General features: G+C 63.6%; 23 protein-coding genes. 12 read left to right on the forward strand and 11 right to left on the reverse strand.

Annotated features, from left to right (window positions below):
• Positions 1–139: 139 nt before the first annotated feature.
• Genes N436_RS22370 through N436_RS22385 form a run of 4 tightly spaced genes read right to left on the reverse strand, consistent with a single transcriptional unit; the run spans position 140 to position 3,860 of the window.
• Positions 140–931: an ABC transporter permease gene (locus N436_RS22370; RefSeq protein WP_105947871.1), complete on the reverse strand. Its 792-nt coding sequence runs from the start codon at positions 929–931 to the stop codon at positions 140–142.
• On the reverse strand, positions 928–1,668 hold the full coding sequence (locus tag N436_RS22375) for an ABC transporter ATP-binding protein (protein ID WP_110741980.1): 741 nt from the start codon (positions 1,666–1,668) through the stop codon (positions 928–930). Before N436_RS22375 ends, N436_RS22370 begins: the two co-directional genes overlap by 4 nt.
• Positions 1,665–2,651 carry a YVTN family beta-propeller repeat protein gene (locus N436_RS22380; RefSeq protein ID WP_105947869.1) on the reverse strand — a complete coding sequence of 329 codons (987 nt, stop codon included), beginning with the start codon at positions 2,649–2,651 and terminating at the stop codon, positions 1,665–1,667. Before N436_RS22380 ends, N436_RS22375 begins: the two co-directional genes overlap by 4 nt.
• A 30-nt stretch (positions 2,652–2,681) precedes the next feature.
• Positions 2,682–3,860, reverse strand: coding sequence for an ABC transporter substrate-binding protein (locus tag N436_RS22385; RefSeq protein WP_105947868.1), 1,179 nt, complete (start codon positions 3,858–3,860; stop codon positions 2,682–2,684).
• A 161-nt stretch (positions 3,861–4,021) separates the two neighbouring features.
• Here N436_RS22385 and N436_RS22390 point away from each other — a divergent pair, with 161 nt between their 5' ends.
• Both N436_RS22390 and N436_RS22395 read left to right on the forward strand, forming a co-directional pair.
• Positions 4,022–5,296 (forward strand): histidine kinase, encoded by a 1,275-nt coding sequence (locus tag N436_RS22390; protein WP_110741981.1) that lies wholly within the window; start codon positions 4,022–4,024, stop codon positions 5,294–5,296.
• Positions 5,296–5,934, forward strand: coding sequence for a response regulator transcription factor (locus tag N436_RS22395; RefSeq protein WP_110741982.1), 639 nt, complete (start codon positions 5,296–5,298; stop codon positions 5,932–5,934). Before N436_RS22390 ends, N436_RS22395 begins: the two co-directional genes overlap by 1 nt.
• Before the next feature lie 159 nt (positions 5,935–6,093).
• On the opposite strand, the gene N436_RS22400 is transcribed toward N436_RS22395, so the two are convergent.
• Entirely contained in the window at positions 6,094–6,753 is a 660-nt protein-coding gene (locus N436_RS22400) for a pentapeptide repeat-containing protein (RefSeq protein ID WP_110741983.1), read from the reverse strand.
• A gap of 66 nt (positions 6,754–6,819) precedes the next feature.
• Positions 6,820–8,715 (reverse strand): quinoprotein ethanol dehydrogenase, encoded by a 1,896-nt coding sequence (gene exaA, locus N436_RS22405; RefSeq protein ID WP_110741984.1) that lies wholly within the window; start codon positions 8,713–8,715, stop codon positions 6,820–6,822.
• 254 nt (positions 8,716–8,969) lie between these two features.
• Here exaA and pedF point away from each other — a divergent pair, with 254 nt between their 5' ends.
• The 10 genes from pedF to N436_RS22460 all read left to right on the forward strand — a co-directional run bounded on the left by pedF (position 8,970) and on the right by N436_RS22460 (position 20,195).
• Positions 8,970–9,431 (forward strand): cytochrome c-550 PedF, encoded by a 462-nt coding sequence (pedF, locus tag N436_RS22410; RefSeq protein ID WP_016714301.1) that lies wholly within the window; start codon positions 8,970–8,972, stop codon positions 9,429–9,431.
• Between the two features lie 5 nt (positions 9,432–9,436).
• Positions 9,437–10,312 (forward strand): ABC transporter substrate-binding protein, encoded by an 876-nt coding sequence (locus N436_RS22415; RefSeq protein ID WP_105947863.1) that lies wholly within the window; start codon positions 9,437–9,439, stop codon positions 10,310–10,312.
• Between the two features lie 138 nt (positions 10,313–10,450).
• A complete protein-coding gene (locus N436_RS22425) occupies positions 10,451–11,212 on the forward strand; it encodes a quinoprotein dehydrogenase-associated SoxYZ-like carrier (RefSeq protein WP_110741986.1) in 762 nt (253 codons plus the stop codon).
• A 39-nt stretch (positions 11,213–11,251) separates the two neighbouring features.
• On the forward strand, positions 11,252–12,208 hold the full coding sequence (locus N436_RS22430; RefSeq protein ID WP_105947861.1) for a quinoprotein relay system zinc metallohydrolase 1: 957 nt from the start codon (positions 11,252–11,254) through the stop codon (positions 12,206–12,208).
• Between the two features lie 105 nt (positions 12,209–12,313).
• Complete coding sequence (pedH, locus tag N436_RS22435; RefSeq protein WP_110741987.1) at positions 12,314–14,101, forward strand: PQQ-dependent alcohol dehydrogenase PedH; 1,788 nt, start codon at positions 12,314–12,316, stop codon at positions 14,099–14,101.
• Positions 14,102–14,234: 133 nt separating this feature from the next.
• Positions 14,235–15,755 (forward strand): aldehyde dehydrogenase family protein, encoded by a 1,521-nt coding sequence (locus N436_RS22440; protein WP_104834961.1) that lies wholly within the window; start codon positions 14,235–14,237, stop codon positions 15,753–15,755.
• Between the two features lie 270 nt (positions 15,756–16,025).
• Positions 16,026–16,097 (forward strand): pyrroloquinoline quinone precursor peptide PqqA, encoded by a 72-nt coding sequence (gene pqqA, locus N436_RS22445; protein ID WP_010455123.1) that lies wholly within the window; start codon positions 16,026–16,028, stop codon positions 16,095–16,097.
• 144 nt (positions 16,098–16,241) lie between these two features.
• Positions 16,242–17,405, forward strand: a complete 1,164-nt coding sequence (gene ercA / locus N436_RS22450) for an alcohol dehydrogenase-like regulatory protein ErcA (protein WP_014591380.1) — start codon at positions 16,242–16,244, stop codon at positions 17,403–17,405.
• Positions 17,389–19,053, forward strand: a complete 1,665-nt coding sequence (locus N436_RS22455) for a NahK/ErcS family hybrid sensor histidine kinase/response regulator (protein ID WP_110741988.1) — start codon at positions 17,389–17,391, stop codon at positions 19,051–19,053. The genes ercA and N436_RS22455 overlap by 17 nt, the downstream gene beginning before the upstream one ends.
• 527 nt (positions 19,054–19,580) lie before the next feature.
• On the forward strand, positions 19,581–20,195 hold the full coding sequence (locus N436_RS22460; RefSeq protein ID WP_110742036.1) for a hypothetical protein: 615 nt from the start codon (positions 19,581–19,583) through the stop codon (positions 20,193–20,195).
• A gap of 47 nt (positions 20,196–20,242) precedes the next feature.
• Here the strand turns inward: N436_RS22460 and N436_RS22465 are convergent, their stop codons facing one another.
• The 5 genes from N436_RS22465 to N436_RS22485 all read right to left on the reverse strand — a co-directional run bounded on the left by N436_RS22465 (position 20,243) and on the right by N436_RS22485 (position 25,710).
• Positions 20,243–21,466 carry an OprD family porin gene (locus tag N436_RS22465; protein WP_110741989.1) on the reverse strand — a complete coding sequence of 408 codons (1,224 nt, stop codon included), beginning with the start codon at positions 21,464–21,466 and terminating at the stop codon, positions 20,243–20,245.
• 103 nt (positions 21,467–21,569) lie between these two features.
• Positions 21,570–22,952 carry a tripartite tricarboxylate transporter permease gene (locus N436_RS22470; protein WP_028698710.1) on the reverse strand — a complete coding sequence of 461 codons (1,383 nt, stop codon included), beginning with the start codon at positions 22,950–22,952 and terminating at the stop codon, positions 21,570–21,572.
• A complete protein-coding gene (locus tag N436_RS22475) occupies positions 22,952–23,404 on the reverse strand; it encodes a hypothetical protein (protein WP_110741990.1) in 453 nt (150 codons plus the stop codon). The genes N436_RS22470 and N436_RS22475 overlap by 1 nt, the downstream gene beginning before the upstream one ends.
• A 102-nt stretch (positions 23,405–23,506) precedes the next feature.
• Positions 23,507–24,427: a hydroxymethylglutaryl-CoA lyase gene (locus N436_RS22480; protein WP_110741991.1), complete on the reverse strand. Its 921-nt coding sequence runs from the start codon at positions 24,425–24,427 to the stop codon at positions 23,507–23,509.
• Positions 24,424–25,710: a hydroxymethylglutaryl-CoA reductase, degradative gene (locus N436_RS22485; protein ID WP_105947854.1), complete on the reverse strand. Its 1,287-nt coding sequence runs from the start codon at positions 25,708–25,710 to the stop codon at positions 24,424–24,426. Before N436_RS22485 ends, N436_RS22480 begins: the two co-directional genes overlap by 4 nt.
• Between the last annotated feature and the right edge of the window lie 5 nt (positions 25,711–25,715).

Here is a 25,715-nt window from a genome sequence, read left to right on the forward strand (position 1 = left end):
TTTATCCTTTTTGTTATAGGCCCATTACATGCCAGCGGTGGTGTGTTGTGAATGCGACGATCAGACAGCAAAGGCAGTACTAAAGTAGTAGGCGCTGCTCATGAACAGGGGGCCGCAAAGCAGCCCCAGGCAGGCGGCTTCAGCGCGGCTTGCGCAGCGCGGCATGCTGGGGGTTGAACGTGAGTATCGCCAGCAGGGTGAACAGCATGGTCAAGCCAAGGCATACAGCCAGTGCCAGCAGGTTCAACCGCTCATACAGTGCGAACCGCACCAGCTCCACGGCATGGGTGAACGGGTTCACCGCACACAGCCAGTACAGCCACTGGCTGGCCTCGCGCATCTTCCACAGCGGGTACAACGCCGACGACAGGAAAAACAGCGGGAAGATCACGAAGTTCATCACCCCGGCAAAGTTCTCCAGCTGGCGGATCGCGTTCGACAGCAGCAGCCCCAGGGCGCTGAGCATCAACGCTACCAGCAGCATTGCCGGCAGTGCCAGCAGCAGGCCCGCCGCTGGCGGCTGTACGCCGTACAGCCAGGCGATGGCGAGGAAGGCATACACCTGCAGCAGGGAAATCAACGCGGTCGCCAACAGCTTGCTGCCCAGCAGGAACGGCCGTGGCAACGGGCTGGTCAGCAGCACGCGCATGCTGCCCATCTCCCGGTCATACACCATCGACAGCGAGCCCTGCATGCCATTGAACAGCAAGATCATGCAGGCCAGGCCCGGGATGATGTACACCTCGTAGGGAATGTAGGTGTCGTAGGGCTCGATGATGGCAATGCCCAGGGCCGCACGAAACCCGGCGGCGAACACCAGCAACCACAGCAGCGGGCGCACCAGCGCACTGAGCAGGCGCGTGCGCTGCATCACGAAGCGTAGCCATTCGCGCAGCATGATGCCGTTGAAACATTGCCAGTAAGCGTTCATTGGGCGTTGGCTCCTGAGGGCGCGCTGGTCAGCCGGGCAAAGGCATTGTCGAGGTCGCCACCGTGCTCCAGGCTCAGGGCGTCGGCGGTACCGCGTGCTACCAGGCGGCCTTGATGCAATATGAGCAGGTCATCGCTGGGCTGGACCTCGTCCAGCAGGTGGGTGGTCCACAGCACGCTGAGCTGCTGCTCGCGGCACAACCGTCGTACGTGCTGGTTGAGCGCCAGGCGGCTGGCCGGGTCGAGGCCGACACTGGCTTCGTCAAGCAGTAGCAGGCGTGGTTCGTGCAGCAGGGCGCGGGCAATCTCCACCCGGCGCCGATGGCCGATGTTCAGCGCACGAACACGCTCATGCCGACGTTCGCCCAGCCCTTGACGGGCCAGTTCGGCGTCGACCCGTTGGTTGCTCTGGTGCCGCGACAGGCCATGCAGCGCCGCGTGGTAGCGCAGGTTCTGTTCAACGGTCAGGTCCAGGTCGAGGGTGCTTTGCTGAAACACCACGCCCAGCTGGCGCAAAGCCGGGCGTGCGGCATTGCGCAGCGAGCAGCCGCCTACGCGGATGTCGCCGTGCTGCAGGTCGTACAGGCGGGTAAGCAGGGCGACAAGTGTCGATTTGCCAGCGCCGTTGGGGCCCAGCAACGCGGCGAAGCGCCCGGGCGCCAGGCTGAATCCGACCTGTTTGAGTGCCGCGCGCTGGCCATAGGCAAAGCTTACCTCACTGACGTCGAGGGCGTTCATGGTGTGACCACCACACCCCAGGGGTAGCGCCCGACCTTCACCGACTTGAGCACTTTGAGGTTTTTCGCATCGATGACCGAAACATCGCCGCTGACGCCGTTGGTGGCCAGCAACTGGCTCTGGTCCGGGGTGAACGCCAGCTGCCAGACACGTCGCCCGACCAACAGGTAGTCGAGCACCTCGTAGGTGTTGGCATCGATCACCGCCACATGGTTGGCCGGGCCCAGGGCGACGAAGGCGTACTTGCCATCGGCGCTGAGCTTGATGCCCACCGGCTGGACCTTGTCCGGGTGCACGCCCTTGATCTGGAAGTTCAGGGTTTTGAGTACCTGGCGCGTGGCCACGTCGAGAATGGTCACCGTGCCGCCGATTTCCGCCGATGCCCACAGCCGCGAGCCGTCCTTGTTGAACTCGACGAAGCGTGGTCGCTGATCGACCAGGGTGCTGTCGGCCAGGGTCTGGGTGCTGGTGTCGATCCAGTGCAGCATGTTGGTGGTTTCGCTGGTGTTGACTGCCCATTTGCCGTCAGGGCTGACTGCCATGCCTTCGGGTTCGATGCCGACGTCGATCTGCCCCAGCACCTTGTCGGTGACGGTGTCGATCACTGTCACCAGCGCGTCGTCCTCGTTGGACACGTACAGCCAGCGGTCGTTGGGGTGCAGGGCGAACTGCTCGGGGTCCTTGCCGGAGGGCAGCTCCTTGATGATCTTGTGGGTGGCCACGTCCATCACCTGCACCCGGTCCGAATCGCTGGCGCAGATGTACAGCAACTTGTTGTCGTGGGACAGCAGCAGGCCGCGCGGGCGCTGGCCGACCGGCAAGGTGTCGGTGACTTCAAGCGTTTGCATGTCGATCAGGCTGAGGCTGTTGTCTTTCTCGTTGGAGACCCAGGCAGTGGCAGCCATGGTATGCCCGCTGGCCAGTGCCAGGGCGGCCGATAGCAGGCTGGGGCAAAGCAGGGCCCTGTGAAAGAGGCGGCGCATGGCGAATTCCTTATTGTTGTGGTGATCGGGTCAGGGGTAGCTGCAGGTCACTTCGGGCTTGTCGTAGCCCAGGCTGTCCATTTCGTTGAAGGGGTGCAGGAAACCTTCCTGCGGCGAGGTGCTGACCAGGGCGCGCGGCTGTACCAGCGGGATTGGCTGGCGCAGTTCGCCGTTCCACGGGCGGTAGCTGAGCTTGCGGCCCTTGAACCCGTCCAGCGGCAACTGCTCGCTGAGCAGCAGTTGCTGCAACGCATGTGGTTCGGTCTGGCGCAGTTTGCTGACTGCACTGGCGACGCTGCGCACGGCCATCCAGGCGGCAAAGTCACGGTCGTTCATCCAGCGCCCGGCCTGGGCTTCGAAGCGTTTTTGCAACTGCGCGGCGCCGAAGGTTTCCACGGTCTTGTGCCAGCCGGTGGGGGTCAGCCCCTGGGTGCCTGCCACCGGGCGCGGGTACCAGGTCTGGTAGGGCAGGTACTCGCCGAAGTCGCCGCGTTCGTCCGCCACAAGCACCACGTCGTATTCGGCGGTTTGCGTGAACAGCGGCATGTCGGCCTGGGCGCTGCGGCGCTGGTCGTTGTCGAAGGTCCAGGCTTTTTCTGCAACCAGCTGCACACCAAAGCGCTTCATTGCCCTGCGCAGGGCGGCGGCGTAAGCCTGGTCGTCTTCGGTCTGGCCGACAACCAGCAGCGCCCGCTGCCATTTGCGCAATACCATGAACTGCACCAGGGCGTCGGCCAGCATGGCCCGGCTCGGCAGGCTGTGCAGCACATTGCCCAGGCACTGGCTGCTGCGCAAGCTGTCGTCGGGGCTGCCGGCGTTGAACAGCAGGCTGTCGGGCAGGGCGGCAGACAACGCGCGCAGGCTGGCGGCCGGGGCATTCACCACGAACAGCCGCAGGCCTTGGTCGTGCTGAGCCTTGGCCGCCTGCAGCAAGGCTTCGGGGCTGTCGGCGGTGGCCTTGGCCAGCTGGAATTGCTGCTTCAGGAAGCGCCCCGTGCTGTTGCTGTCGACAATCGCCAGTTCCGCGCCTTGCAGCCCGGCATCGGCAGGCTCGGGGATGATGTTGGACAACAACGGGCCTGGGTCGGGGCGATAGCTCAGGTAGCCGATGCGTACCTGCAAGGGTTCTGCGGCGGATGCCAGCGGTGCGCACAGCGCCGCGGCCAGGGCCAGCAGGCAGGTCAGGGCAAGAGGGGCAGGCTGGCGCATAACATACTCCACGGCAGATGGCGCCAGCATAGGAAGCCCACCGGGAGGGGGAAATATGCAGAAAGTAGCGCCCGGCCGGTACCAAGGTAGTAATTCGGCGTAGGTGCTGCGGCTTTACGATGGGAAACACGATGGGCTACAACGCCCAAGGAGAATCGCCTGTGCGCCCTGTCAACCTGTCGGCCCTGTGGCGGATCAACCTCTGGGTCACATGCTGCTTCGCCCTGGTGACGCTGGCCTGTGCCGGCGTGCTGTTGCACCAGGCGGTGGCGGATGTTGAGCGTGAGTTGCAGTCTGCCGAAGCCGTGGTGGCTTACCTCGGCGACACCGCCGAACGTGACCCGGCAAGCCTGCAACCACGGCTGACCCAGAGCCTGCGCCATGTGCGGGTACACTGGCTGGCGGCGGGGGAAGCACCGCAGCTACCGGCGCAGAGCGGCCTGGATGCCTGGCTGGGCCGCCAGCTGTTGGGTGAGCGGCACAGTAGCAGCCGGCTGCTGGACCTGAATGACGGGGCCCGGGTGCTGATTGCTGTAGATGCGCGGGATGAGATCGACGAAGTCTGGGATGCCTTGCAGCAACTGCTCGGCTTGTTCGGCCTGGCGTTGCTATTGAGCCTGTTGACCATCCGCTGGGCGGTACGGCGTGGCATGGGTTTGCTGGATGAGCTGCTGCAAGCCTTGCGTCAGGTTTCGGGCGGGCAGTTGACGGCCCGCCTGCGCGAGGCCGGCCTGCCGGAGGCCCGTCAGCTGGCGGAACACTTCAACCGCATGGCCGCCACCCTGGAGCAGACCCAGGCCGACAATACGCAACTGACGCAGGCCCTGCTGGCAGTGCAGGAGCAGGAGCGCACCCACCTGGCGCAGACGCTGCACGACGACCTTGGCCAATACCTGGCAGGTATCCGTGCCCAGGTCTGCCTGTTGCGCATGGTGGCCGACCAGCCGACTGTGGTGGAACAGACGGCGCAAGCCCTGGCACTCAATTGCGAACGCCTGCAACAGGGCTTTCGTGCGTTGGTGCGTGACCTGTATCCGGTGGCGTTGCAACACATGCCGCTGGCTGAAGCCTTCGACCTGCTCGTCAACCAGTGGCAGGCCAGCCAGGGTATCGCTTGTCGCCTCCAGATTGGCGAGCGCTTGCCAACGTTGCCCGGGGCGAGCCGCACGCACCTGTACCGGTTGCTGCAAGAGGCGCTGACCAATGTCGCCCGGCATGCCGGTGCCAGCCAGGTGCGGGTACGTCTGCAGCGCAGCGCCAAGGGCCTGCGCCTGCTGATTCGCGACAATGGCTGTGGAGCCCGTCAGCCGCAACGGCCCGGCGTAGGCCTGCATTCGATGGCCGAACGCGCCCGTAGCCTGGGGGGCGAACTGCGCATTTTCAGCCGCCCCGGGGCTGGCTGGGCACTGGCTCTGAACATTCCCTTGGAGGTGTGATGAATATTGTATTGGTCGATGACCATGCCGTGGTCCGCCAGGGCTATGCCAGCCTGCTGCGGGCGGTGTTGCCCACGATGGAAGTACGTGAGGCTGCCAGTGGCGAAGAGGCCTTGGCCCGGGTTCAGGAGCAAGTGCCTAACCTGGTGATCATGGATTTTGGCCTGCCTGGCATTAGCGGCCTTGAAACCACCCGCCGCCTGCGCCAGCGCCTGCCCCAGTTGCGGGTGCTGTTTTTCAGCATGCACGATGAGCTGCCGCTGGTGCGCCAGGCGCTTGAAGCCGGGGCCTCGGGTTACCTGACCAAAAACTCGGCGCCCGAGGTGTTGATCGAGGCGGTGCAGCGGGTGTTGGCCGGGCATGCTTACATCGAACAGCCTTTGGCTACCCAGTTGGCTTGCACGTCACAACAGAGCGCCAATGACCCGCGTTTGCAGCGCATGACCCAGCGTGAGTTGGAGATTTTCACGATGTTGGCCAAAGGCACCCCGGCGCGGGTGATTGCCGAGCAGCTGTGTATCAGTGGCAAGACTGTGTCCAATCACCTGACCTTGCTCAAGAGCAAGTTGCAGGTCAGCTCGCATGCCGAGCTGGTACATTTGGGGATTGATCTGGGGGTGGTGAGGGTGGCGGGGTGAGGTGTTATGGCTGCGGCTATTGGGGCTGCTTCGCAGCCCATCGCGACACAAGGCCGCTCCCACAGTGATCGCGTACACACAGCAATTGGAATGTACGCCGTCACTGTGGGAGCGGCCTTGTGTCGCGATGGGCCGCAAAGCGGCCCCAGCTAACTGAGCTCATTTGTCCCAGGTTTCAGGGCACCCCTTGCACCCCTCCATGTTGGCCTCCTGAAAATTCCCGTAATGCTGCCGCGCCCCGCGCAAATCGGCGCGTTCCAGGTTGCTCTGGCCAAATTTGGCTTCTTGCAGATTAGCGTCCCCCAGGTTGGCCTCTTGCAGGTCCGTCTTGCTCAGCCAGGCCATTTCCAGGTCTGCGGCCTGCAGGTTGGTCTGGTGCATCTTTGCCCCTGACAGCCGGGCAAACTGCAAGTAGGCCGCGCCGAGGTCGGCTTTCTCGAACTGCGCGCCTTGGGCGAACATGCCCCAGCCCTGGATGGCGACCAACTTGCTATTGCTCAGGTCAGCCAAGCGCAGGTTGCTCTGCTGCAGGCTGGCGCGGGTCAGGTTGGCGCCTTGCAGGCGAGCCTTTTCCAGGTTGGCCAGGTCCAGCAGGGCATGGCGCAGGTCGGCCTCACGCAGGTCGGCGCCGGCCAGGTTCATCTTGCGCAGGTCCTGGTTGGCCAGGTTGGCGCCGCGAAGGTTGGCCCCCGGGCACTGGCTGGCTTCGGCAATCACGCAACCGTTGACGGTCAGGGGGGCATCGTTGCCATCGTCGTCGGCACTCACCGCCATGGCGGGGGATAGTACCAACAGCAAGGCAAATGGCAGGTAGTTCATGGTGAAAGGCTCCTGGCGGAAGATGAGCAAAAGCGGGGAGGGGGTTGGCCCGCTCCCCGCAGGCGATCAACGCTGCGCGGTCTTGTTGTCCCAGCTCGGGATCTTGAACACCCAGAACGAACCACCCTGGGCCACCGGCTTGGTCAGCTCAGCCATGTCACCGCCCCACAACGGCACGGCGCCGCCGTAGCCCACGGTCACGCCGATGTACTGTTCGCCGTCCTGCTCCCAGGTGATGGGTGGCGAAACGATGCCGCTGCCGGTCTGGAACTTCCACAGCTCCTTGCCCGTCTTGGCGTCAAAGGCCTTGAAGAAGCCGTCACCGGTGCCGGTGAACACCAGGTTGCCCTTGGTGGCCAGCACGCCGGCCCACAGTGGCAGGTGCTCCTTGTGCTCCCACACCAGCTTGCCGGTGGTCGGGTCCATCGCCCGCAGGGTGCCGACGTGGTCGTCGTACATGCGCTTGATGCGGAAGCCCATGCCCAGGTACGCCGAGCCTTTCTTGTAGTTCACTTCCTCGGTCCAGTACTCCTCCTTCCACTGGTTGCCGGGGATGTAGAACAGGCCGGTGTCCTGGCTGTAGGCCATGGGGTTCCAGTTTTTGCCACCGAGGAACGGCGGTGACACTTCCACCGGTTTGCCCTTGGTTTCACCCGGCAGCGGCTTGGCCGGGCGCTGGCCAGGGTTTTCTACCGGGCGACCGGTTTTCAGGTCGATGTGGCTGGCCCAGGTGATGTTGTCCACGAACGGGAAGGCGTTCTGCAGCTTGCCGTTGTTGCGGTCGACCACGTAGAAGAAGCCGTTGCGGTCGGCGTGGGCGGTGGCCTTGACCACCTTGCCGTCCTTGTCCTTGTAGTCGAACAGCACCAGCTCGTTGTTGCCAGAGAAGTCCCAGGCATCGTTTGGCGTGTGCTGGTAGAACCACTTCACCTCGCCGGTGCTCGGGTCGACGCCCACCTGGCCCGAGGTGTAGAGGCTGTCGTAGTCGTGGGGGTTGCCATCCTTGGAGGTGCGGGCCCAGGTGTTCCAGGGGCCTGGGTTGCCAGCGCCGACGATGATGGTGTTGGTCTCGGCATCGAAGCTTGCACTTTGCCAAGGGGCGCCGCCGCCGTGGCTCCAGGCTTCGACCTTGCCGGTCTCGGTGGTTGGGTCATCTGGCCAGGACGGCGCCTTGACGTCGCCGGTCGGGGTACTGTCCTTGCCGTTCAGGCGGCCCATGTGGCCTTCGACGAAGGGCCGCATCCACACTTCTTCACCCGTTTCCGGGTCGCGGGCGAACAGCTGGCCAACCACGCCGAACTCATCGCCGGAGCTGCCATGGATCAGCAACACCTTGCCGCTGGTCTTGTCCTTGATCAGCACCGGGGCGCCGGTCATGGTGTAGCCGGCGCTGTGGTCGCCGAACTTCTTGTTCCACACCACCTTGCCGGTGTGCTTGTCCAGGGCGATGACCCGCGCGTCCAGGGTGCCGAAGTAGATCTTGTCGCCGTAGATCGCCGCCCCGCGGTTGACCACGTCGCAGCACGGGCGAATGTTGTCGGGCAGGCGGTGGTTGTAGGTCCACAGGCGTTTGCCGGTCTTGGCATCCAGGGCGAATACCCGCGAGTAGGAGCCGGTGACGTAGACCACGCCGTCACTGACGATGGCCTGGGATTCCTGGCCGCGCTGCTTCTCGTCACCGAAGGAATAGGACCACGCCGGGGTGAGCTTGAATACGTTCTTGTCGTTGACCTGGGCCAACGGGCTCCAGCGTTGGGCGTTGGTGCCCATGCCGTATTGCAGCACGTCCTTTGTGGTCAGGTGGTCGTTGGCGATGTCTTCCCAGGTCACGTTCTTGCCGGTAGGTGCCGCTGGGGGAGTGGCCGCGATGGCCGCGTTGCTCAGGGCCAGGCTACCGGCCAGCAGCAGGGCCCGCACGCTGAGGGCCAGAGGGGAAAGGGCGGGTAGCGTTCTTGTTGTCATGGTTGCAGTTCCCTGTGGAGGTTTTGGCCTGCACAGGGTGCGGCGATGCAGCCTTGGGCGGATACGGAAAATATCCCGCCCTTGCCGGGAAGAGTTCCCGAGCGGCACCTCAATTGGCCCTTCACCACAAGCCCTACTACCAAGGGAGTAAGGCCCGGCCACCAAAGCAGCATTCGGCCGCCTGCGGGCTGTTTTTAAGATGGCGGCACGGCCTCTGTGGTTGAGGCTTTGCGTGCAATGGTGAGGGCATAACAATGACAACAAAACGCAATGTGTTGCTGGCTACAGGGCTGCTGGCTGCGGCTGTGCTGAGCGGTACGGCCTGGGCTCATGGCAACGTGGTGCCCCAGGCAGTGGAGACCAAGGGCCTGACCCCGATCAAGGACGCTGGCGTAAGCCTGGACGGCGACGGCTGGGCGGCGGTCAACCCGTACCGTACTTCGCCGGAGCACGACAAGGCCGTGGAAATCGGTGCCTCTGCCTACAACCAGAACTGCGCCGCCTGCCATGGCCTTGAAGCCAAATCCGGTGGCATTGCGCCGGACCTGCGCATGCTCGATGCGGGTGAGGCGGGCGACGAGTGGTTCGTCGAGCGGGTACGCCATGGCGCGGTTCGCGACGGCCGCGTGTACATGCCGAAAATGGCCGACTACCTGAGCCAGGAAGCCTTGTGGGCGGTACGTACCTATCTGGACAGCGTGCACGTCGAGGAGTGACGGCCATGCGTCTGTGGGCGGTGCTGTTGAGTGGCCTGCTGCTGTGCTGCGCTGCAGCCCAGGCGCAGGTGCGCAACTATGACGCGATCATCGCTGCGGGCGAGTTGAAAGTGGCGGTGTACAAGGACTTTGCCCCTTACAGTTTCGAGGACCACGGCAAGCCCCGCGGTGTGGATGTGGAGCTGGCGCAGGCCCTGGCCACGGCCATGGGGGTGCGCCTGCATCTGATCTGGGCGCCGCCCGGGGAAAAGCTCGACGATGACCTGCGTGACTATATCTGGCGCGGCAGCCCGCTGCGCCACCAGCAGCTGGCCGACCTGATGATGCGGGTGCCTTACGACCACGACTATGCGCAAAAACGCAACGAGGTGGGCGAGCTGGAAAACGGCCAGGTGGTGATGTTCGGCCCCTATCAGGAAGAGCGCTGGCAAGTCGCGTACGACCGCCGTCGACTGGCATCGGTGGCCAGTGTGGCGGTGTTCCAGCAGCACCCCATCGGGGTCGAGGTAGACAGCGTGCCGTCGTTCTACCTGACGTCGGTGTTCAACGGCATGCTCAGTGCCAAAACCCATCATTACCCCGGTGTGCAACAGGCGTTCGCCGCGATGCAGGCCGGGCAGGTGGACGCGGTGATGGCCATGCGCGGCGAGGTTGACTGGCAACTGCACCAGGCTGGCGACCCGCAACTGGCCCTGGCGGAAAACGCCTACCCCAACCTGGGCAAGCAGGCCTGGGAGATTGGCATGGCGGTGCATGAAAGCAATCGCCAGTTGGCCTATGCCGTGGAGGAAGCCCTCGAAGCGATGATCCGTGATGGCCGGCTCAAGGCCATGTATGCCGCTTACGGCCTGCGTTACGAGGTCCCGGAAATGTATCAGTAGCGCAAGCGAACCCAATCCCTGTGGGAGCGGGCATGCCCGCGAACACGGGCGAAGCCCGTGCCATCCACCGCGGCGCCTGCTTCGCGGGCAAGCCCGCTCCCACAGGGATTGGGTAAGACTGTTCCAAAGGAGCGTTTCATGAAATGGCGAGCGACACTACTGCTGGCCTGCTGGATGCCTTGTGCGGCCCTGGCGGCCACGCAAGGTACCCAGACAGACCCGGTACCCTCGGTAATGTGGGACTTCTACCACAAGCAGCTACTGGGCCAGGCCGCGTTCGTCTTCGACGACCGGGTCAAGCTGCTGGCGCCGCCGTTTGCCGAGGACGCACGCCAGGTGCCGCTGGAGATCGATGCCCGGGCGTTTTCTGGCGATGTGGTACGTATCATCGCCTGGGCGGAGCTGAACCCTTTGCCGCGTATTGTCGATTTCCAGCCCGGCGAGCGTGTGCTGCCCTGGTTGTCGATCCGCATCCGCATCGAACAGGCCACGCCGCTGCGCGCTGCGGTGCAGACGCGTGACGGCCTGTGGCACGTCGGCTCGACCCTGATCGACGCCGCTGGTGGTGGCTGCACCGCACCCAGTGTGGTGCGCACGCAACCTGGCTGGGAGGAGCACCTCGGCGAAGTGCTGGGCGGGCGCTACCCGCGTGGCGACAGCAGCCGCGTGCGTCTGCAGGTGGCTCACCCGATGGATAACGGCCTGGTCAGCGGCATTCCCGAATTCTTCCTCAACCAGGCCGAGCTGCAGGATGCGAACGGCCAGCGCCTGGCCCACCTCGAGCTGTACCCGGCCGTCAGCGAAAACCCCAACCTCGGGTTCGACATCCAGGGCCCCGGGCCGACCCGGCTGGTGCTGCAGGACAACAGTGGCAACCAGTTCGAGGCGGCGGTGCCCTGACCCTGTTGTCCGACTTCACCTGTGACCAGAGGCGCCTGTATGCGTTGGATACCGTTGTTGCTGCTGTGCCTGGGCCTGCCGGCCTGGGCTGACCTTGACTATCGGCTTGCACCTCGGCAAATAGCCGCAGACACTTGGCTGCTGGAAGGCAGCACCGACAATTTCGCCAGGAGCAACGGCGGCAACATCGTCAATACCGCGTTCATCGTCACCGACAGCGGTGTGGTGGTGATCGACAGCGGCCCCTCGAAACGCTACGGCGAAGCGCTGCGCCAGGCCATCGCCGCCACCACCGACAAGCCGGTGCTGGAGGTGCTGCTGACCCATCATCACCCCGACCATGTGCTGGGGAACCAGGCCTTTACCGATGTGCCTATCGGGGCCTTGGCGGGTACCGGTGATTTGTTGCGCCAGCAGGGCGATGCCATGGCCGAGAACATGTACCGCCTGGTCGGCGACTGGATGCGCGGCACCGAAGTCGTGCTGCCAACCCGTGTGCTGGAGGCGGGTATCCACGAGGTCGGCGGGCACCGGCTGCGTCTGCTGGCCCTGGGCGGGCATACCGGTGCCGACCTGGCGATTCTGGATGAAAAGACCGGCGTGCTGTTCGCCGGCGACCTGGTGTTTTACGAACGTGCCCTGACCACGCCCAACAGCCCGGGGCTGGAGGTGTGGCTCAAGGATCTGGACACCTTGCAAGCGCTGCCCTGGAAGCAGCTGGTGCCGGGGCATGGTCCGGTTGCCAGCGATGCCCGGCCCTTTGCGCAGATGCGCGACTACCTGGGCTGGCTGGACGGCCTGATGCGCGACGGCGCGGCCCGTGGTGATGACATGGCCGAGATGATCCGCAGCCCCATCCCCGAGCGATTTGCCGGTATCAGCCTGACGCGGTACGAGTTGATTCGCAGCGTCAGTCACCTGTATCCGCGTTATGAGCGTCAGCGTTTACAGCGCGTTGATAGTGAACCGTCCGCCAGCCTTGTACCAAGGAACTAGAAATCTCCGCACTGCGGGCAATTGTTGGCAACCGGGTCGGGACCAAGAATTCCCGGCACACCGGGAAATTTTCCCGGATACAACAAAAAACCAAAGGTAGCCGTCATGACCCGATCCCCGCGTCGCCCCTTGTTCGCCGTGAGCCTGGTGCTCAGCGCCATGCTGCTTGCTGGCGCGGCCCACGCCGCTGTCAGCAATGAAGAAATCCTTCAGGACCCGAAGAACCCGCAGCAGATCGTGACCAATGGCCTGGGCGTGCAGGGCCAGCGCTACAGCCCGCTGGACCTGCTCAATGCCAACAACGTCAAGGAACTGCGCCCGGTCTGGGCGTTCTCTTTTGGCGGTGAGAAGCAGCGCGGCCAGCAGGCCCAGCCGCTGATCAAGGACGGGGTGATGTACCTGACCGGCTCCTACTCGCGGGTGTTTGCCGTGGACGCCCGCACCGGCAAGAAACTGTGGCAATACGATGCGCGCCTGCCGGATGACATTCGCCCGTGCTGCGACGTGATCAACCGGGGCGTGGCACTGTATGGCGACCTGGTGTTCTTCGGCACGCTGGACGCCAAGCTGGTGGCCTTGAACAAGGACACCGGCAAAGTGGTGTGGAGCAAGAAGGTGGCCGACCACAAGGAAGGCTATTCCATCAGTGCCGCGCCCATGATCGTCAACGACAAGTTGATCACCGGCGTGGCCGGTGGCGAGTTCGGCGTGGTGGGCAAGATCCAGGCCTATAACCCGGAGAACGGCGAGCTGCTGTGGATGCGCCCTACCGTGGAAGGGCACATGGGCTACGTGTACAAAGACGGCAAGGCCATCGAAAACGGTATCTCCGGCGGCGAGGCGGGCAAGACCTGGCCAGGCGACCTGTGGAAGACCGGCGGCGCTGCGCCGTGGCTGGGCGGTTACTACGACCCGGAAACCAACCTGATCCTGTTCGGCACCGGCAACCCGGCGCCATGGAACTCGCACCTGCGCCCTGGCGACAACCTGTATTCCTCGTCGCGCCTGGCGCTGAACCCGGACGACGGCACCATCAAGTGGCACTTCCAGAGCACGCCGCATGACGGCTGGGACTTCGACGGCGTCAACGAGCTGATCTCGTTCAACTACAAGGACGGCGGCAAAGAGATCAAGGCCGCCGCCACCGCCGACCGTAACGGCTTCTTCTACGTGCTGGACCGCACCAACGGCAAGTTCATCCGTGGCTTCCCCTTCGTCGACAAGATCACCTGGGCCACCGGCCTGGACAAGGACGGGCGGCCGATCTACAACGAAGCCAGCCGCCCGGGCGCACCGGGTAGCGAGGCCAAAGGCAGCTCGGTGTTCGTCGCGCCGGCCTTCCTCGGTGCCAAGAACTGGATGCCGATGGCCTACAACAAGGACACCGGGTTGTTCTACGTGCCGTCCAACGAGTGGGGCATGGACATCTGGAACGAAGGCATTGCCTACAAGAAGGGCGCGGCGTTCCTCGGTGCCGGCTTCACCATCAAGCCGCTCAACGAAGACTACATCGGCGTGCTGCGTGCCATCGACCCGATCAGCGGCAAGGAAGTGTGGCGCCACAAGAACTACGCGCCGCTGTGGGGCGGGGTGCTGACCACCAAGGGCAACCTGGTGTTTACCGGTACGCCAGAAGGCTTCCTGCAGGCCTTCAACGCCAAGACCGGTGACAAGGTCTGGGAATTCCAGACCGGCTCCGGCGTGCTCGGCTCGCCCGTGACCTGGGAAATGGACGGCGAGCAATATGTGTCGGTGGTTTCCGGGTGGGGCGGCGCCGTACCGCTGTGGGGCGGCGAAGTGGCCAAGCGGGTCAAGGACTTCAACCAGGGCGGCATGCTCTGGACCTTCAAGTTGCCCAAGCAGTTGCAGCAAACGGCCAGCGCCAAGCCGTAAGGCTGCGGCCCTGCCGCCTACTACCAAATGAGGAGAGCCCCGCTGCCAACGATGCATTCGCCTGGCACGCGGGGCTTTTTACCATCGCTGCATCGCCTGTCGCTGGACAGGCATCGACCCACAGAGGCTCAGCATGATCTACGCACAACCCGGAACTCCAGGCGCCGTCGTGTCCTTCAAGCCACGCTATGGCAACTTCATCAATGGCGCGTTCGTGCCGCCATTGGCTGGCCAGTACTTCACCAACAGCTCGCCGGTCAATGGCCAGCCGATCGCCGAATTCCCGCGCTCCACCGCCCAGGACATCGATCGGGCGCTGGACGCTGCGCATGCCGCCGCCGAAGCCTGGGGCAAGACCTCGGTGCAGGACCGCGCCCTGGTGCTGCTGAAAATCGCCGACCGTATCGAGCAGAACCTGGAGGTGCTGGCCGTTACCGAAAGCTGGGACAACGGCAAGGCCGTGCGCGAAACGCTCAATGCCGACGTGCCGCTGGCGGCCGACCACTTCCGCTATTTCGCCGGCTGCATTCGTGCCCAGGAGGGCGGTGCGGCTGAGATCAACGAAGGTACCGTGGCCTATCACATTCACGAGCCGCTGGGTGTGGTCGGGCAGATCATCCCGTGGAACTTCCCGCTGCTGATGGCGGCCTGGAAGCTTGCCCCGGCCCTGGCTGCCGGCAACTGCGTAGTGCTCAAACCGGCTGAACAGACGCCGCTGTCGATCACCATTTTTGCCGAGCTGATTGCCGACCTGCTGCCCGCCGGCGTGCTGAACATCGTCCAGGGCTTTGGCCGTGAGGCTGGCGAGGCGTTGGCCACCAGCAAGCGGATTGCCAAGATCGCCTTCACCGGCTCCACCCCGGTGGGCTCGCACATCATGAAATGCGCAGCCGAGAACATCATCCCGTCTACTGTCGAACTGGGCGGCAAGTCGCCGAACATCTTCTTCGAAGACATCATGCAGGCGGAGCCCGCGTTCATCGAAAAGGCCGCCGAAGGCCTGGTGCTGGCGTTCTTCAACCAGGGCGAAGTGTGCACCTGCCCGTCGCGGGCGCTGATCCAGGAGTCGATCTACGAGCCGTTCATGGCCGAGGTGATGAAAAAGATCGCCAAGATCACCCGGGGCAACCCGCTGGACACCGAGACCATGGTGGGCGCCCAGGCCTCGGAACAGCAATACGACAAGATCCTCTCTTACCTGGATATCGCTCGGGAAGAGGGTGCGCAGCTGCTCACCGGTGGTGCTGCCGAGCGGCTGCAAGGCGACCTGGCCACGGGTTACTACATCCAGCCGACCCTGCTCAAGGGCACCAACGCGATGCGCGTGTTCCAGGAGGAAATCTTCGGGCCGGTGGTGGGCGTGACCACCTTCAAGGACGAAGCCGAAGCGCTGGCGATCGCCAACGACACCGAGTTTGGCCTGGGTGCCGGCCTGTGGACCCGCGATATCAACCGTGCTTACCGCATGGGCCGTGGGATCAAGGCTGGCCGCGTGTGGACCAACTGCTATCACCTGTACCCGGCGCATGCAGCGTTTGGCGGGTACAAGAAGTCGGGGGTGGGCCGTGAGACGCACAAGATGATGCTTGACCACTATCAGCAGACCAAGAACTTGCTGGTGAGCTACGATATCAATCCGTTGGGCTTCTTCTAAAACCTGGGATGGCCTCGGGGGCTGCTTTGCAGCCCATCGCCGGCAAGCCAGCTCCCACCTCGACCGCAGCTTCCCCAAGCTATGCGCGGTCCCTGTGGGAGCTGGCTTGCCGGCGATGAGGCCCGCACTGACCATGCAAATGCTTCAGCAATCCCCGGTACCTCCTACTAACGCACCCCGCAGTTTCCTTCCAAAGTAGCATTCGACCCCAGCGCCCCCCGTGCATTAATGCCTCTACCGGAATCCCCCGGCATAAGAAGAGGATTGCCCATGTGGAATAAACCCGCCTTTACCGACCTGCGCATCGGCTTTGAAGTGACGATGTATTTCGCCAATCGTTGATGTGCCGCCCGGCCATCGCCACGGTGGCCGGTTCCCCCTGATTACCTGTGGTTGAGCCAGTGCCACGCTTTGGTCTGGTTGCTTTCGCTGCGGGATGCTTTACGCTGGCAGTTACCTTCCAGAACAATAAGAACAGGCTTCACGATGAGCCAGAGTTTCAGCCCGCTTCGCAAGTTTGTATCGCCTGAAATCATCTTCGGTGCCGGTTGCCGGCATAACGTTGCCAATTACGCCAAAACCTTCGGCGCCCGCAAGGTGCTGGTGGTCAGCGACCCCGGCGTGATTGCCGCCGGCTGGGTGGCGGATGTGGAAGCCAGCCTGCAGGCGCAGGGCATCGACTACTGCCTGTACACGGCTGTATCGCCCAACCCACGGGTGGAAGAGGTGATGCTCGGCGCCGAGATCTACCGGCAAAACCACTGCGACGTGATCGTCGCCGTGGGCGGCGGCAGCCCGATGGATTGCGGCAAGGCCATCGGCATCGTGGTTGCCCATGGGCGCAGCATTCTCGAATTCGAAGGCGTGGACATGATCCGCGTGCCCAGCCCGCCGCTGATCCTGATCCCCACCACCGCCGGCACCTCGGCGGACGTGTCGCAGTTCGTGATCATTTCCAACCAGCAGGAACGCATGAAGTTCTCCATCGTCAGCAAGGCGGTGGTGCCGGACGTGTCGCTGATCGACCCGCAAACCACCCTGAGCATGGACCCGTTCCTGTCGGCCTGTACCGGTATCGATGCGTTGGTGCATGCCATCGAAGCCTTCGTGTCCACTGGCCACGGCCCGCTGACCGACCCCCACGCGCTGGAAGCCATGCGCCTGATCAATGGCAACCTGGTGGAGATGATCGCCAACCCCACCGATATCGCCCTGCGCGAGAAGATCATGCTGGGCAGCATGCAGGCGGGGCTTGCGTTTTCCAACGCGATCCTGGGTGCAGTGCACGCGATGTCGCACAGCCTTGGCGGGTTCCTGGACCTGCCCCATGGCTTGTGCAACGCGGTGCTGGTGGAGCATGTGGTGGCGTTCAACTACAGTTCGGCGCCGGAGCGCTTCAAGGTGATTGCCGAGGTGTTCGGCATTGATTGCCGTGGCCTCAACCACCGGCAGATTTGCGGGCGCCTGGTGGAACACCTGATCGCCCTGAAGCACGCCATCGGCTTCCACGAAACCCTGGGCCTGCACGGCGTGCGCACGTCCGATATTCCGTTCCTGTCGCAGCATGCGATGGATGATCCGTGCATTCTCACCAACCCCCGCGCGTCGAGCCAGCGTGATGTCGAGGTGGTCTATGGCGAGGCCCTCTGACGAGCAGCAGCGGGCGCTGGCCGGGCTGCTGGGGCTCGGCGACCACTCGGCACGCAAAAGCCATTATCCGGAGCTTTCTGCCCGCCTGGACGAACTGGAAGCCGAACGCAACCGCTATAAATGGCTGTTCGAAAACGCCGTGCACGGCATTTTCCAGGCCAGCCTGCAGGACGGCATGCGTGCCGCCAACCCGGCGTTGGCGCGCATGCTTGGCTACGACGACCCGCAAGCGGTGCTGTTTTCCCTGACTGACCTGGCCACTCACCTGTTTGACGGCGGCGCCGAAGAACTGCAGGCGATTACCGCGATCCTCGCCCGTGACCGCAGCCTGCACGGCTACGAAACCAGTCTGCGCCGCAAGGATGGCAGCCACCTGGATGTGCTGATGAACCTGCTGCTAAAGCCCGGGCAGGAAGGGCTGGTGGAAGGTTTTGTCGCCGACATCACCGAACGCAAGCAGGCCCAGCAGCGTTTGCAACAGCTCAACGACGAACTGGAGCAACGGGTTGCTGCGCGTACCGATGAATTGCTGGAGGCCCGGGATGCCGCAGAGGCCGCCAACCGCAGCAAGGACAAATACCTCGCCGCCGCCAGCCATGACTTGCTGCAACCGCTGAACGCCGCCCGCCTGCTGATCTCCACCTTGCGCGAACGGCCATTGCCAGAGGCCGAGCATGTGCTGGTGGAGCGCACCCACCAGGCCCTGGAAGGCGCCGAAGACCTGCTGACCGACCTGCTGGACATTTCCCGGCTCGACCAGGCAGCGGTCAAACCGGACGTGGCCGTGTACCGTCTCGACGAAGTCTTCGCGCCGCTGGTCTCGGAGTTTCGCACAGTGGCTGATGCGGCAGGCCTGAAGCTGCACGCGCGCATCGCTGACCATGCCATCAGCACCGACCTGCGGTTGCTGACCCGCATACTGCGCAACTTCCTCAGCAACGCCTGCCGCTACACCGACGAAGGCCGGATACTGCTAGGTGCCAGGCGCCGTGGCGAGCATCTGCGGCTTGAGGTGTGGGACACCGGCCGGGGCATTGCGGCGGATCGGCTGGATGCCATTTTCCTCGAATTCAACCAATTGGACGTCGGCCGCGCTGCGGATCGCAAAGGGGTGGGGCTGGGGCTGGCTATCGTTGAACGGATTGCCAAGATTCTCGGTTACCGGATCGAGGTGCGTTCATGGCCGGGGCGCGGCTCGATGTTCAGTATCGAGGTACCGATTGGCAAAGAAGTGCCACTGGCCGTTCACCAGGCTGTGCCGCTGCCAAGTGCCGGCAACCCACTGCCGGGCCGTCGCTTGCTGGTGCTGGACAACGAAGTGAGCATCCTTGAGAGCATGGGCGCGTTGCTGGGGCAGTGGGGCTGTGAAGTGGTCACTGCAATCGATCAGGAGGCAGCTTTGCTGGCGTTGCAGGGGCGGGCTCCGGAATTGATCCTGGCCGACTACCACCTCGACCATGGGGTGGTGGGCTGCGAGGTGGTCAAGCACTTGCGTGAGCATTTTGCGGTTGCGATACCGGCGGTGATCATTACCGCAGACCGCAGCGACCAGTGCCGTCGGGGCTTGCAGAAATTGGGTGCACCGCTGCTGAACAAACCGGTTAAACCGGGGAAATTGCGCGCGGTATTGAGCCAGTTGTTGGGGTAATTCATCATCGCCCTTTAACGACGGACAGCGAACTAGAGCAATCAGGGCCCGCCATGAAGTTTGGATCCAGTTGTGAATAAAAACTTCCTCTTCGGTCAACATTGTAAAATGTTAGTCTACTAACTAACGTGACTTTAAATACCGCTGGTCGGTGGTTGTGTTCAGGCAGTGAACGTTTTTGCTGTTGACGGCTCCTATTTGCCAGCAGGTGTGTTTCTCATGAACTGCACCTCGCGCCCCTCTCAGGAAGTCATACACCAACCTCATGCGTATCACGGGATGCACATGGGGATTTTTATTACCTCTGATCATGGAGTAACGCCTATGCCCGACCGAGGCTTAACGGTTGAGCTGCTGTGTATCTAAGTATCAATCCGCTGTTTCAATTAACGATATGAATTGGGTCTTGCCGTTGCGATCACGCTGTTCGCACGCCTGCAGCAAGGCCATCTAGCGCTAATGCATTACGTGGAGAAGACGTCGTGGAGATCAATACAATTATTAGCCTGTTCGGGCAGAAAGAATCCATGGAGCTGGTGCGGTTGTCGGTTATTTATGTTCACTTGCTGGCCTGCTGTGTCGCCATCGGGTTGGTGTTTGCCAGTGATGCCGAGATGGTCAGGGACTTGCTCAAAGGTCACAAACAGGCCGGGCATGACGGTCAACATATGGCGCGTTTACAGAAGTCTGTGTCCAATGCCCTGATATTCTTGTGGCTCACGGGGGCGGCTGTCATTGGTATTGATTACCTTGAAAAAGGCATGAGTTACTTTGCCAACCCAAAACTTCACGCCAAGATTATTATTGTCCTGTTGTTGACGTTCAATGGCATGTTGTTGCATCGCTATGTATTGCCGGCCTTGCTCAAGGCAGGTTCTTTGCTCGACCTGAATATCGGCGTGCGTATGTTCGCGTTGTTTTCCGGCGCGCTGTCGGGTGTGTCCTGGTTGTATGCGGCGATGTTGGGTGTCGGTCGGCCGCTGGCCTGGAAGTATTCGCTGACCGAGTTGCTGTTGGCCTACCCGGTCATGATCCTGCTGGGCTTTGCCTTGATGGCCGCCCTGACCCAGTGGGCGCGAAAACGCAGCCAGGCCAAAGAGACGCAAGCGCCTGTCTGGCCACTGGCGGGTATACCGTGCTGATCGCCTGAGCAACGCCGCGAACCGCAAGCCCGGTTCGCGGCGTTTTGCTACAGGATCGATAGCGGATAACTCACGATTACCCGGTGTTCATCGAACTCATTGCTGCTGAAGTCCCGGCGCAAGGTAGAGCTTCGCCATCTGACTGTCAGGTCTCGCAAACTGCCGCTCTGGACGGTGTAGGCCAGCTCGGTCTCCCGACCCCACTCCTTTCCATCGCGCACACTACCGACTTGCACGTTGTCACCGCTGATATAACGCGTCATGAACTGCAATCCTGGCAGCCCGTCGACCGCGAAGTTATGGTCGTAGCGCAACTGCCAGGAGCGCTCATGGGCGTTGTCATAGCTGGAGTTGTAGCTGTCGTTGGCCAGGCTGGTGCCGGCAGTGCCGTTGACCCGCATCCAGCCGGTATCGCCGCTGACCCGTTGCAGCCCCACGTAGAAAGTATGGCCGCCGGTACGGGCCGAGAGCAGCAGCGACGTGGTGCGGTTATCCATTTCGCCTGCCAGTGAGCGGCCACTGTCGTTGCCCACGAAGTACCCGAGGTTGGCCCCCAGGGTCCAGTTGCCCACGGCCTGGTTGTGGACCAGGTTGTAGTACTGCTGGCGGTAGATGTCTTGCAGGTCCGAATGCCAGATGGCGAGCTGGGTGGCCTTGTCGTTGAACAGGTACTCGGCGCCGAGGATGTCCAGGCGGTCCGCCGTGGCGGCAGGCCGACCAGACATGAACAGGTCTTCCATGCTGGCGTCGTTGCGTGGGCTGTTGCCGCGAAAGCGCGCGCCGTAAAGGGTGAGGTTGTCGATCTCGCGTGAGGTGAGCTGGGCGCCCTGGAAGGTCTGCGGCAGCGAGCGGCCGTCGTCCGAACGCAGCACCGGCAGCATCGGCGACCACTCGCCAACCTTCAACTCGGTGGCCGAAACTCGCGCCTTGAGCGCCACGCCCAAGCGGCCGAAGTCATCCGCCGGGCGGCCGTCATCGTGCACCGGCAGCAATTGGGTGCCGGCAGTGCCGCGCCCGCCGTCGAGCTTGACCGAGTACAGCCCCAGTACATCCACACCGAAGCCGACCACGCCCTGGGTAAAGCCCGAACGGGCGTCGAGGATAAAGCTCTGCGTCCATTCTTCGGCCTTGCCTTGCGGATAGGCCGGGTCGACGAAATTGCGGTTGATGTAGAAGTTGCGCAAGGTCAGGCCGACCTTGGCGTCGTCGCTGAAGCCTTCGGCCTGGGCGCTGGCGGCGCCAAGCAACAGGCAAGCGCAAGCCGCCGTCATGCGGCAAGGGGGGCAAAGGATATTCATTGTTGTTGTTCCTTTCTTGCAGGCGAGTGAAGCCACGCAACCGCAGGGGTTGCGTGGCAGGGTGAGGAGGGTCAGTTCAAGCGAACAGGGCGACGATGGCCGGCACGCTGAGCACGGCGGTGTAGTAGCCCATGAATTGCACGCCGATGTTGAAGCCGATGAAGCGGTACAGGAAACCGCCCAGCAGGCCCACAGTAAGGATGACCAGCAGGCCCAGCAGGCCGCCTTCCCACAGGCCGATTACCAGGATCAGGCCGACGAAGGTGGCGATCACCGCCTCGTGGCTGATGCGCCGGGACACGAACGAAGCAGCACGGTGGGCGAAGTTCATCGAGAAGGGGTAGGCGATCAGGATGGCGATCACGACCGCCAGCATGCCGTAGGCAAGAAACTCGCTGGCACTTAGCAGGTTGTGCAGGTTGTTCACCTGGCCGCTGGCGCTGTCGACGGTGAAGCGTGGCGGGGCGTTGAACAGCGGAGCGGCCGGCCCGGCAGCTACCGGGCTGAGCGGCAGGCCAAAGGCGATCAGCGGGATCAGCGCCTCGGCAATGTAGGTGGACTCGGTAACACCGTTGCGCACGCTGATGACCGAGGTCAGGCGGTGATAGGCGTGTTTGATGCGTGAACCTACCACTTCACCGAGAATCACCGTCATGGCCACCGGGCTGAACACGAAGGTGGCACTGGACACCGTGGCGGTGGCCAAGGTCCAGCCGGCCTGGCGGCGGTCCAGCACCTTCAGCGGGTTGGGGAACCAGCCGCCCCAGCCCTTGACGTCGGGTGACAGCGCAAAGGTGCGCGGTTCGCTGCGTTTCATCCGCGCCCGCTCTGCCGGGGCGAGCATGGCGAACAGGGCGGCGATCAGTGGGCCGATGGCAATGCCCAGGAAGTAGCTGACGCTGAGCTTGACGCCGTGCTGGCCGGTCAGGGTCTGCAAGGCGATGATCACCAGCACGAAGGGCAGCAGCGCCAGTACCGAGGCCCAGCGGCCTGCCGAGAAATAGGCAATGGTGGTGGCGGCGGCGAGGAACACCCAGGGCGCTGCCCGTTTGATCGCATCACCAAAAGGTGCCAGCAGCACGGCGAACAGCACTGCCAGTGGCACTGCCACCAGGGCAGCGATGACCGCACCGGAGATCATCTTGCGCAGGGCGATATGCGGCACGCCCAGGTTGCGCAGGAAGTTGGCTTCGCGCATCAGGGGTGTGGCCATGGTGTCGCCGGGGATGCCGAGCAACGCCGTGGGGACGGCGTGTGTCATGTGCTTGGCCACCGCACCGGCGAGGAAGAAGGTGAACACCCCGGCAGCGGGCACGCCCAACAGCACGACCAGCAAGGTCAGGGGGGCGAGGGTGGTGGTTTCGTCGCTGCCGGAGATCAGGCCGATGGCGGCAAACACCACGGCGCCAATAACGCCCATCAGCACGGCTATCAGAACCTGGTCGAACAGGGCGTCCATCAGGCGGTACCTCGCTTCAGGGTTGCGGTGCTTGTGCAGGCCTCGGCTGCGCTTGCGGGTTCAGCTTCATCGAACAGGCGTTCCAGGCCCAGCTCACGCAACTCGTTGCGCACCTCCTGCGGCAGGTCACCGAGCTGGCCGATGCCGCCGTATTCGCTGCGCAGCTCTTCGATTACTTGCTGGCGCCAGGCCGGGTCGGCCACATGCTCGACCACATGGCGCTTGGGCTTGAACAGGCAGGCGCTGACCCCGCCACCCAGCAGCGAGCCGAGAATGCCCAGCAGCATGGCGTAGGCCCGGGCCATCTGGCTGGACTCGACCCAGCCGGTCAACAGGTGCTCGGCCAGGAAAAAGGTACCCAGGCTGCAAGCGGCGCCGATGGCGATGGCGGCGAGCAAGTGGCGACTGTCCACGGTGTCGCCCCACACTTCATAGAGGTTGTCGTCAGCCATGGTCCACCTCCGGGTGGAGGGGGTGCAGGCGGCATTCAAAGGTCATTGGCATTCTCCTGCCCTTGCGGGCTTGTTGTTTTTGTTCGGGAGCCACAGGCGCTATCAGTGTTCGCGGGCGCTCCTTGCTGCCAGGGCAAGGCCGGCGCGTGAGCGGTTGGCGGTGCCCAGCTGTGCGCTGATGCGCACACCAACCCGTGCCACCGCCTCCAGGTCGACACCGGTGCTGTAGCCCAGGCCGTGCAGCAGGTACAACAGATCTTCCGTGGCCACGTTACCGCTGGCACCCGGCGAGTAGGGGCAGCCGCCGAGGCCCGCGACCGAGCTGTCGAAGGTGCGTACACCCTGCGCGAGTGCGGCATGCACATTGGCGATGGCCATGCCCCAGGTATCGTGGAAGTGGCCGGCCAGTGCCGCGACCGGCAGTTGCCGTGCGCAGTGCTCGAACAACTGAGCCGTTTCATCCGGGCGGCCGGCGCCAATGGTGTCACCCAGGCTGATTTCGTAGCAGCCCAGTTCGTACAGGCGGCGTGCGACCTTGGCCACAGCCTCCGGCGCAACGGCCCCACTGAACGGGCAACCGAGCACGCAGGATACATAACCGCGCACCCGGATAGAGGCTTCGCTGGCGGCGCGCAACACCGGTGTGAAGCGCTCGAAGCTTTCATCGATGGAGCAATTGATGTTGTTGCGCGAAAACGCCTCGGAGGCGGCGGCGAACACCGCTACCTCGCGGCAACCAGCCCGTTGCGCGGCCTCGAAGCCTTGCCGGTTGGGCACCAGGGCCGAGTAACTGACCCCGTCGTTGCTGGGCAACTGGCGCAACACCTCGTCGCTGCCGGCCATCTGCGGCACCCAGCGCGGCGACACGAAGGCGCCGGCTTCGATATGCCGCAGGCCGGTGCCAGCCAGCTCGCCGATCAAGCCCACACGGGCGGCCACCGACAGCGGCTGGCGTTCGTTCTGCAGGCCGTCACGGGGGCCGACTTCAAAGACCTTTACCGCTTGCATCGGGACCATGCTCATTGGCCGCGCTTTTGTTTCAGCAGTGCTACGGCGCGGTCGGCGCGCACGTCGTGGTTTTCCACCAACTGCCGGGCAACCCAGTCCACCTCATCGCCTCGGGCGCCCGCCACCACGGCAATATTGCGCGCATGCAGGGCCATGTGGCCGCGCTGGATGCCTTCGGTGGCCAGGGCGCGCATGGCCCCGAGGTTTTGCGCCAGGCCTACGGCCACGGCAATCTCAGCGAGCGCCTGGGCTGTTTTCACGCCGAGGATGCGCAGCGACAGTTGCGCCAGCGGGTGGGTCTTGGTGGCACCGCCGACCAGGCCTACGGGCATCGGCATTTCCAGGGTGCCGACCAAATGGCCGTTGTTGTCCTTTTCCCAGGTGGTCAGCGAGCCGTAGTGACCACTGCGGCAGGCATACGCATGGGCGCCGGCTTCCACTGCACGCCAGTCGTTGCCAGTGGCGACGATCAGTGGGTCGATGCCATTCATGATGCCCTTGTTGTGGGTGGCCGCGCGGTAAGGGTCGACCGCAGCGAAGGCGTAGGCGTCGAGGATGCCTTCGATCACTGCCTCGCCACTGAATTCGGCCGTTTCCAGTTGCTGCGGAGTAATCCGCACCTGGGCCCTGGCCAGGCGCAGGTCGGCCAGGTTGGACAGAATGCGCAGGCGTACCTGGCCCCCGGTAATGGCTTCCATCAGCGGCGCAACGGCCTCGGCCATGGTATTGACGGTGTTGGCGCCCATGGCATCGCGTACATCGACGATCAGGTGCGCCACCAGCATCGGGCCACGCGGGGTATCGGCGAAGGTGTGCACTTCGATGTCGCGGCAGCCGCCGCCAAGGCTGTTGAGCAACTGGTCCTTGCGGTTGGCCAGTTCAATGATTTCGTCTTTGCGGCGCAGCAGGCTCAGGCGTGCATTGAGCGGGTCCTGTATGCCGACGATCTGTACCTGGGCACGCATCAGCGGGGCGCTGCTGGAGGTGGTGAAGCCGCCGTTGGCACGGGCCAGCTTGGCCATGTACGAAGCAGCGGCGACGATCGAGGGTTCTTCCACCACCAGCGGCACCAGCACATCACGGCCATTGATCTGGAAGTTGCTGGCCACGGCATAGGGCAGCTCGAAGGTGCCGATGACGTTTTCGATCATGCCGTTGGCGATGTCCATCGGCAGGGCACCGGCGTTGGCCAGCAGGCTGACATCGTCGTGGCTCAGGCCGAGCAGCTGGCCGATGTGGTCCAGGCGCGCGGCGGGGGACAGGTTACGGAAAGCGGGCAGGCGGGAATCGAGGCTCATGAGGG

The sequence above is a fragment of the Pseudomonas sp. RV120224-01b genome (assembly GCF_003208145.1).
GTDB lineage: Bacteria > Pseudomonadota > Gammaproteobacteria > Pseudomonadales > Pseudomonadaceae > Aquipseudomonas > Aquipseudomonas monteilii.

Coding starts and splice junctions, on each gene's coding strand:
- N436_RS22455 (WP_110741988.1), top strand. CDS start 17,389: ATGGCGAGGCCCTCTGACGAGCAGCAGCGGGCGCTGGCCGGGCTGCTG.
- N436_RS22465 (WP_110741989.1), bottom strand. CDS start 21,466: ATGACGGCGGCTTGCGCTTGCCTGTTGCTTGGCGCCGCCAGCGCCCAG.
- N436_RS22380 (WP_105947869.1), bottom strand. CDS start 2,651: ATGCGCCGCCTCTTTCACAGGGCCCTGCTTTGCCCCAGCCTGCTATCG.
- exaA (WP_110741984.1), bottom strand. CDS start 8,715: ATGACAACAAGAACGCTACCCGCCCTTTCCCCTCTGGCCCTCAGCGTG.
- N436_RS22485 (WP_105947854.1), bottom strand. CDS start 25,710: ATGAGCCTCGATTCCCGCCTGCCCGCTTTCCGTAACCTGTCCCCCGCC.
- N436_RS22395 (WP_110741982.1), top strand. CDS start 5,296: ATGAATATTGTATTGGTCGATGACCATGCCGTGGTCCGCCAGGGCTAT.
- ercA (WP_014591380.1), top strand. CDS start 16,242: ATGAGCCAGAGTTTCAGCCCGCTTCGCAAGTTTGTATCGCCTGAAATC.
- pedF (WP_016714301.1), top strand. CDS start 8,970: ATGACAACAAAACGCAATGTGTTGCTGGCTACAGGGCTGCTGGCTGCG.
- N436_RS22440 (WP_104834961.1), top strand. CDS start 14,235: ATGATCTACGCACAACCCGGAACTCCAGGCGCCGTCGTGTCCTTCAAG.
- N436_RS22375 (WP_110741980.1), bottom strand. CDS start 1,668: ATGAACGCCCTCGACGTCAGTGAGGTAAGCTTTGCCTATGGCCAGCGC.
- pedH (WP_110741987.1), top strand. CDS start 12,314: ATGACCCGATCCCCGCGTCGCCCCTTGTTCGCCGTGAGCCTGGTGCTC.
- N436_RS22470 (WP_028698710.1), bottom strand. CDS start 22,952: ATGGACGCCCTGTTCGACCAGGTTCTGATAGCCGTGCTGATGGGCGTT.
- N436_RS22480 (WP_110741991.1), bottom strand. CDS start 24,427: ATGAGCATGGTCCCGATGCAAGCGGTAAAGGTCTTTGAAGTCGGCCCC.
- N436_RS22415 (WP_105947863.1), top strand. CDS start 9,437: ATGCGTCTGTGGGCGGTGCTGTTGAGTGGCCTGCTGCTGTGCTGCGCT.
- N436_RS22385 (WP_105947868.1), bottom strand. CDS start 3,860: ATGCGCCAGCCTGCCCCTCTTGCCCTGACCTGCCTGCTGGCCCTGGCC.
- N436_RS22460 (WP_110742036.1), top strand. CDS start 19,581: ATGGAGCTGGTGCGGTTGTCGGTTATTTATGTTCACTTGCTGGCCTGC.
- N436_RS22400 (WP_110741983.1), bottom strand. CDS start 6,753: ATGAACTACCTGCCATTTGCCTTGCTGTTGGTACTATCCCCCGCCATG.
- N436_RS22425 (WP_110741986.1), top strand. CDS start 10,451: ATGAAATGGCGAGCGACACTACTGCTGGCCTGCTGGATGCCTTGTGCG.
- N436_RS22475 (WP_110741990.1), bottom strand. CDS start 23,404: ATGGCTGACGACAACCTCTATGAAGTGTGGGGCGACACCGTGGACAGT.
- N436_RS22430 (WP_105947861.1), top strand. CDS start 11,252: ATGCGTTGGATACCGTTGTTGCTGCTGTGCCTGGGCCTGCCGGCCTGG.
- N436_RS22370 (WP_105947871.1), bottom strand. CDS start 931: ATGAACGCTTACTGGCAATGTTTCAACGGCATCATGCTGCGCGAATGG.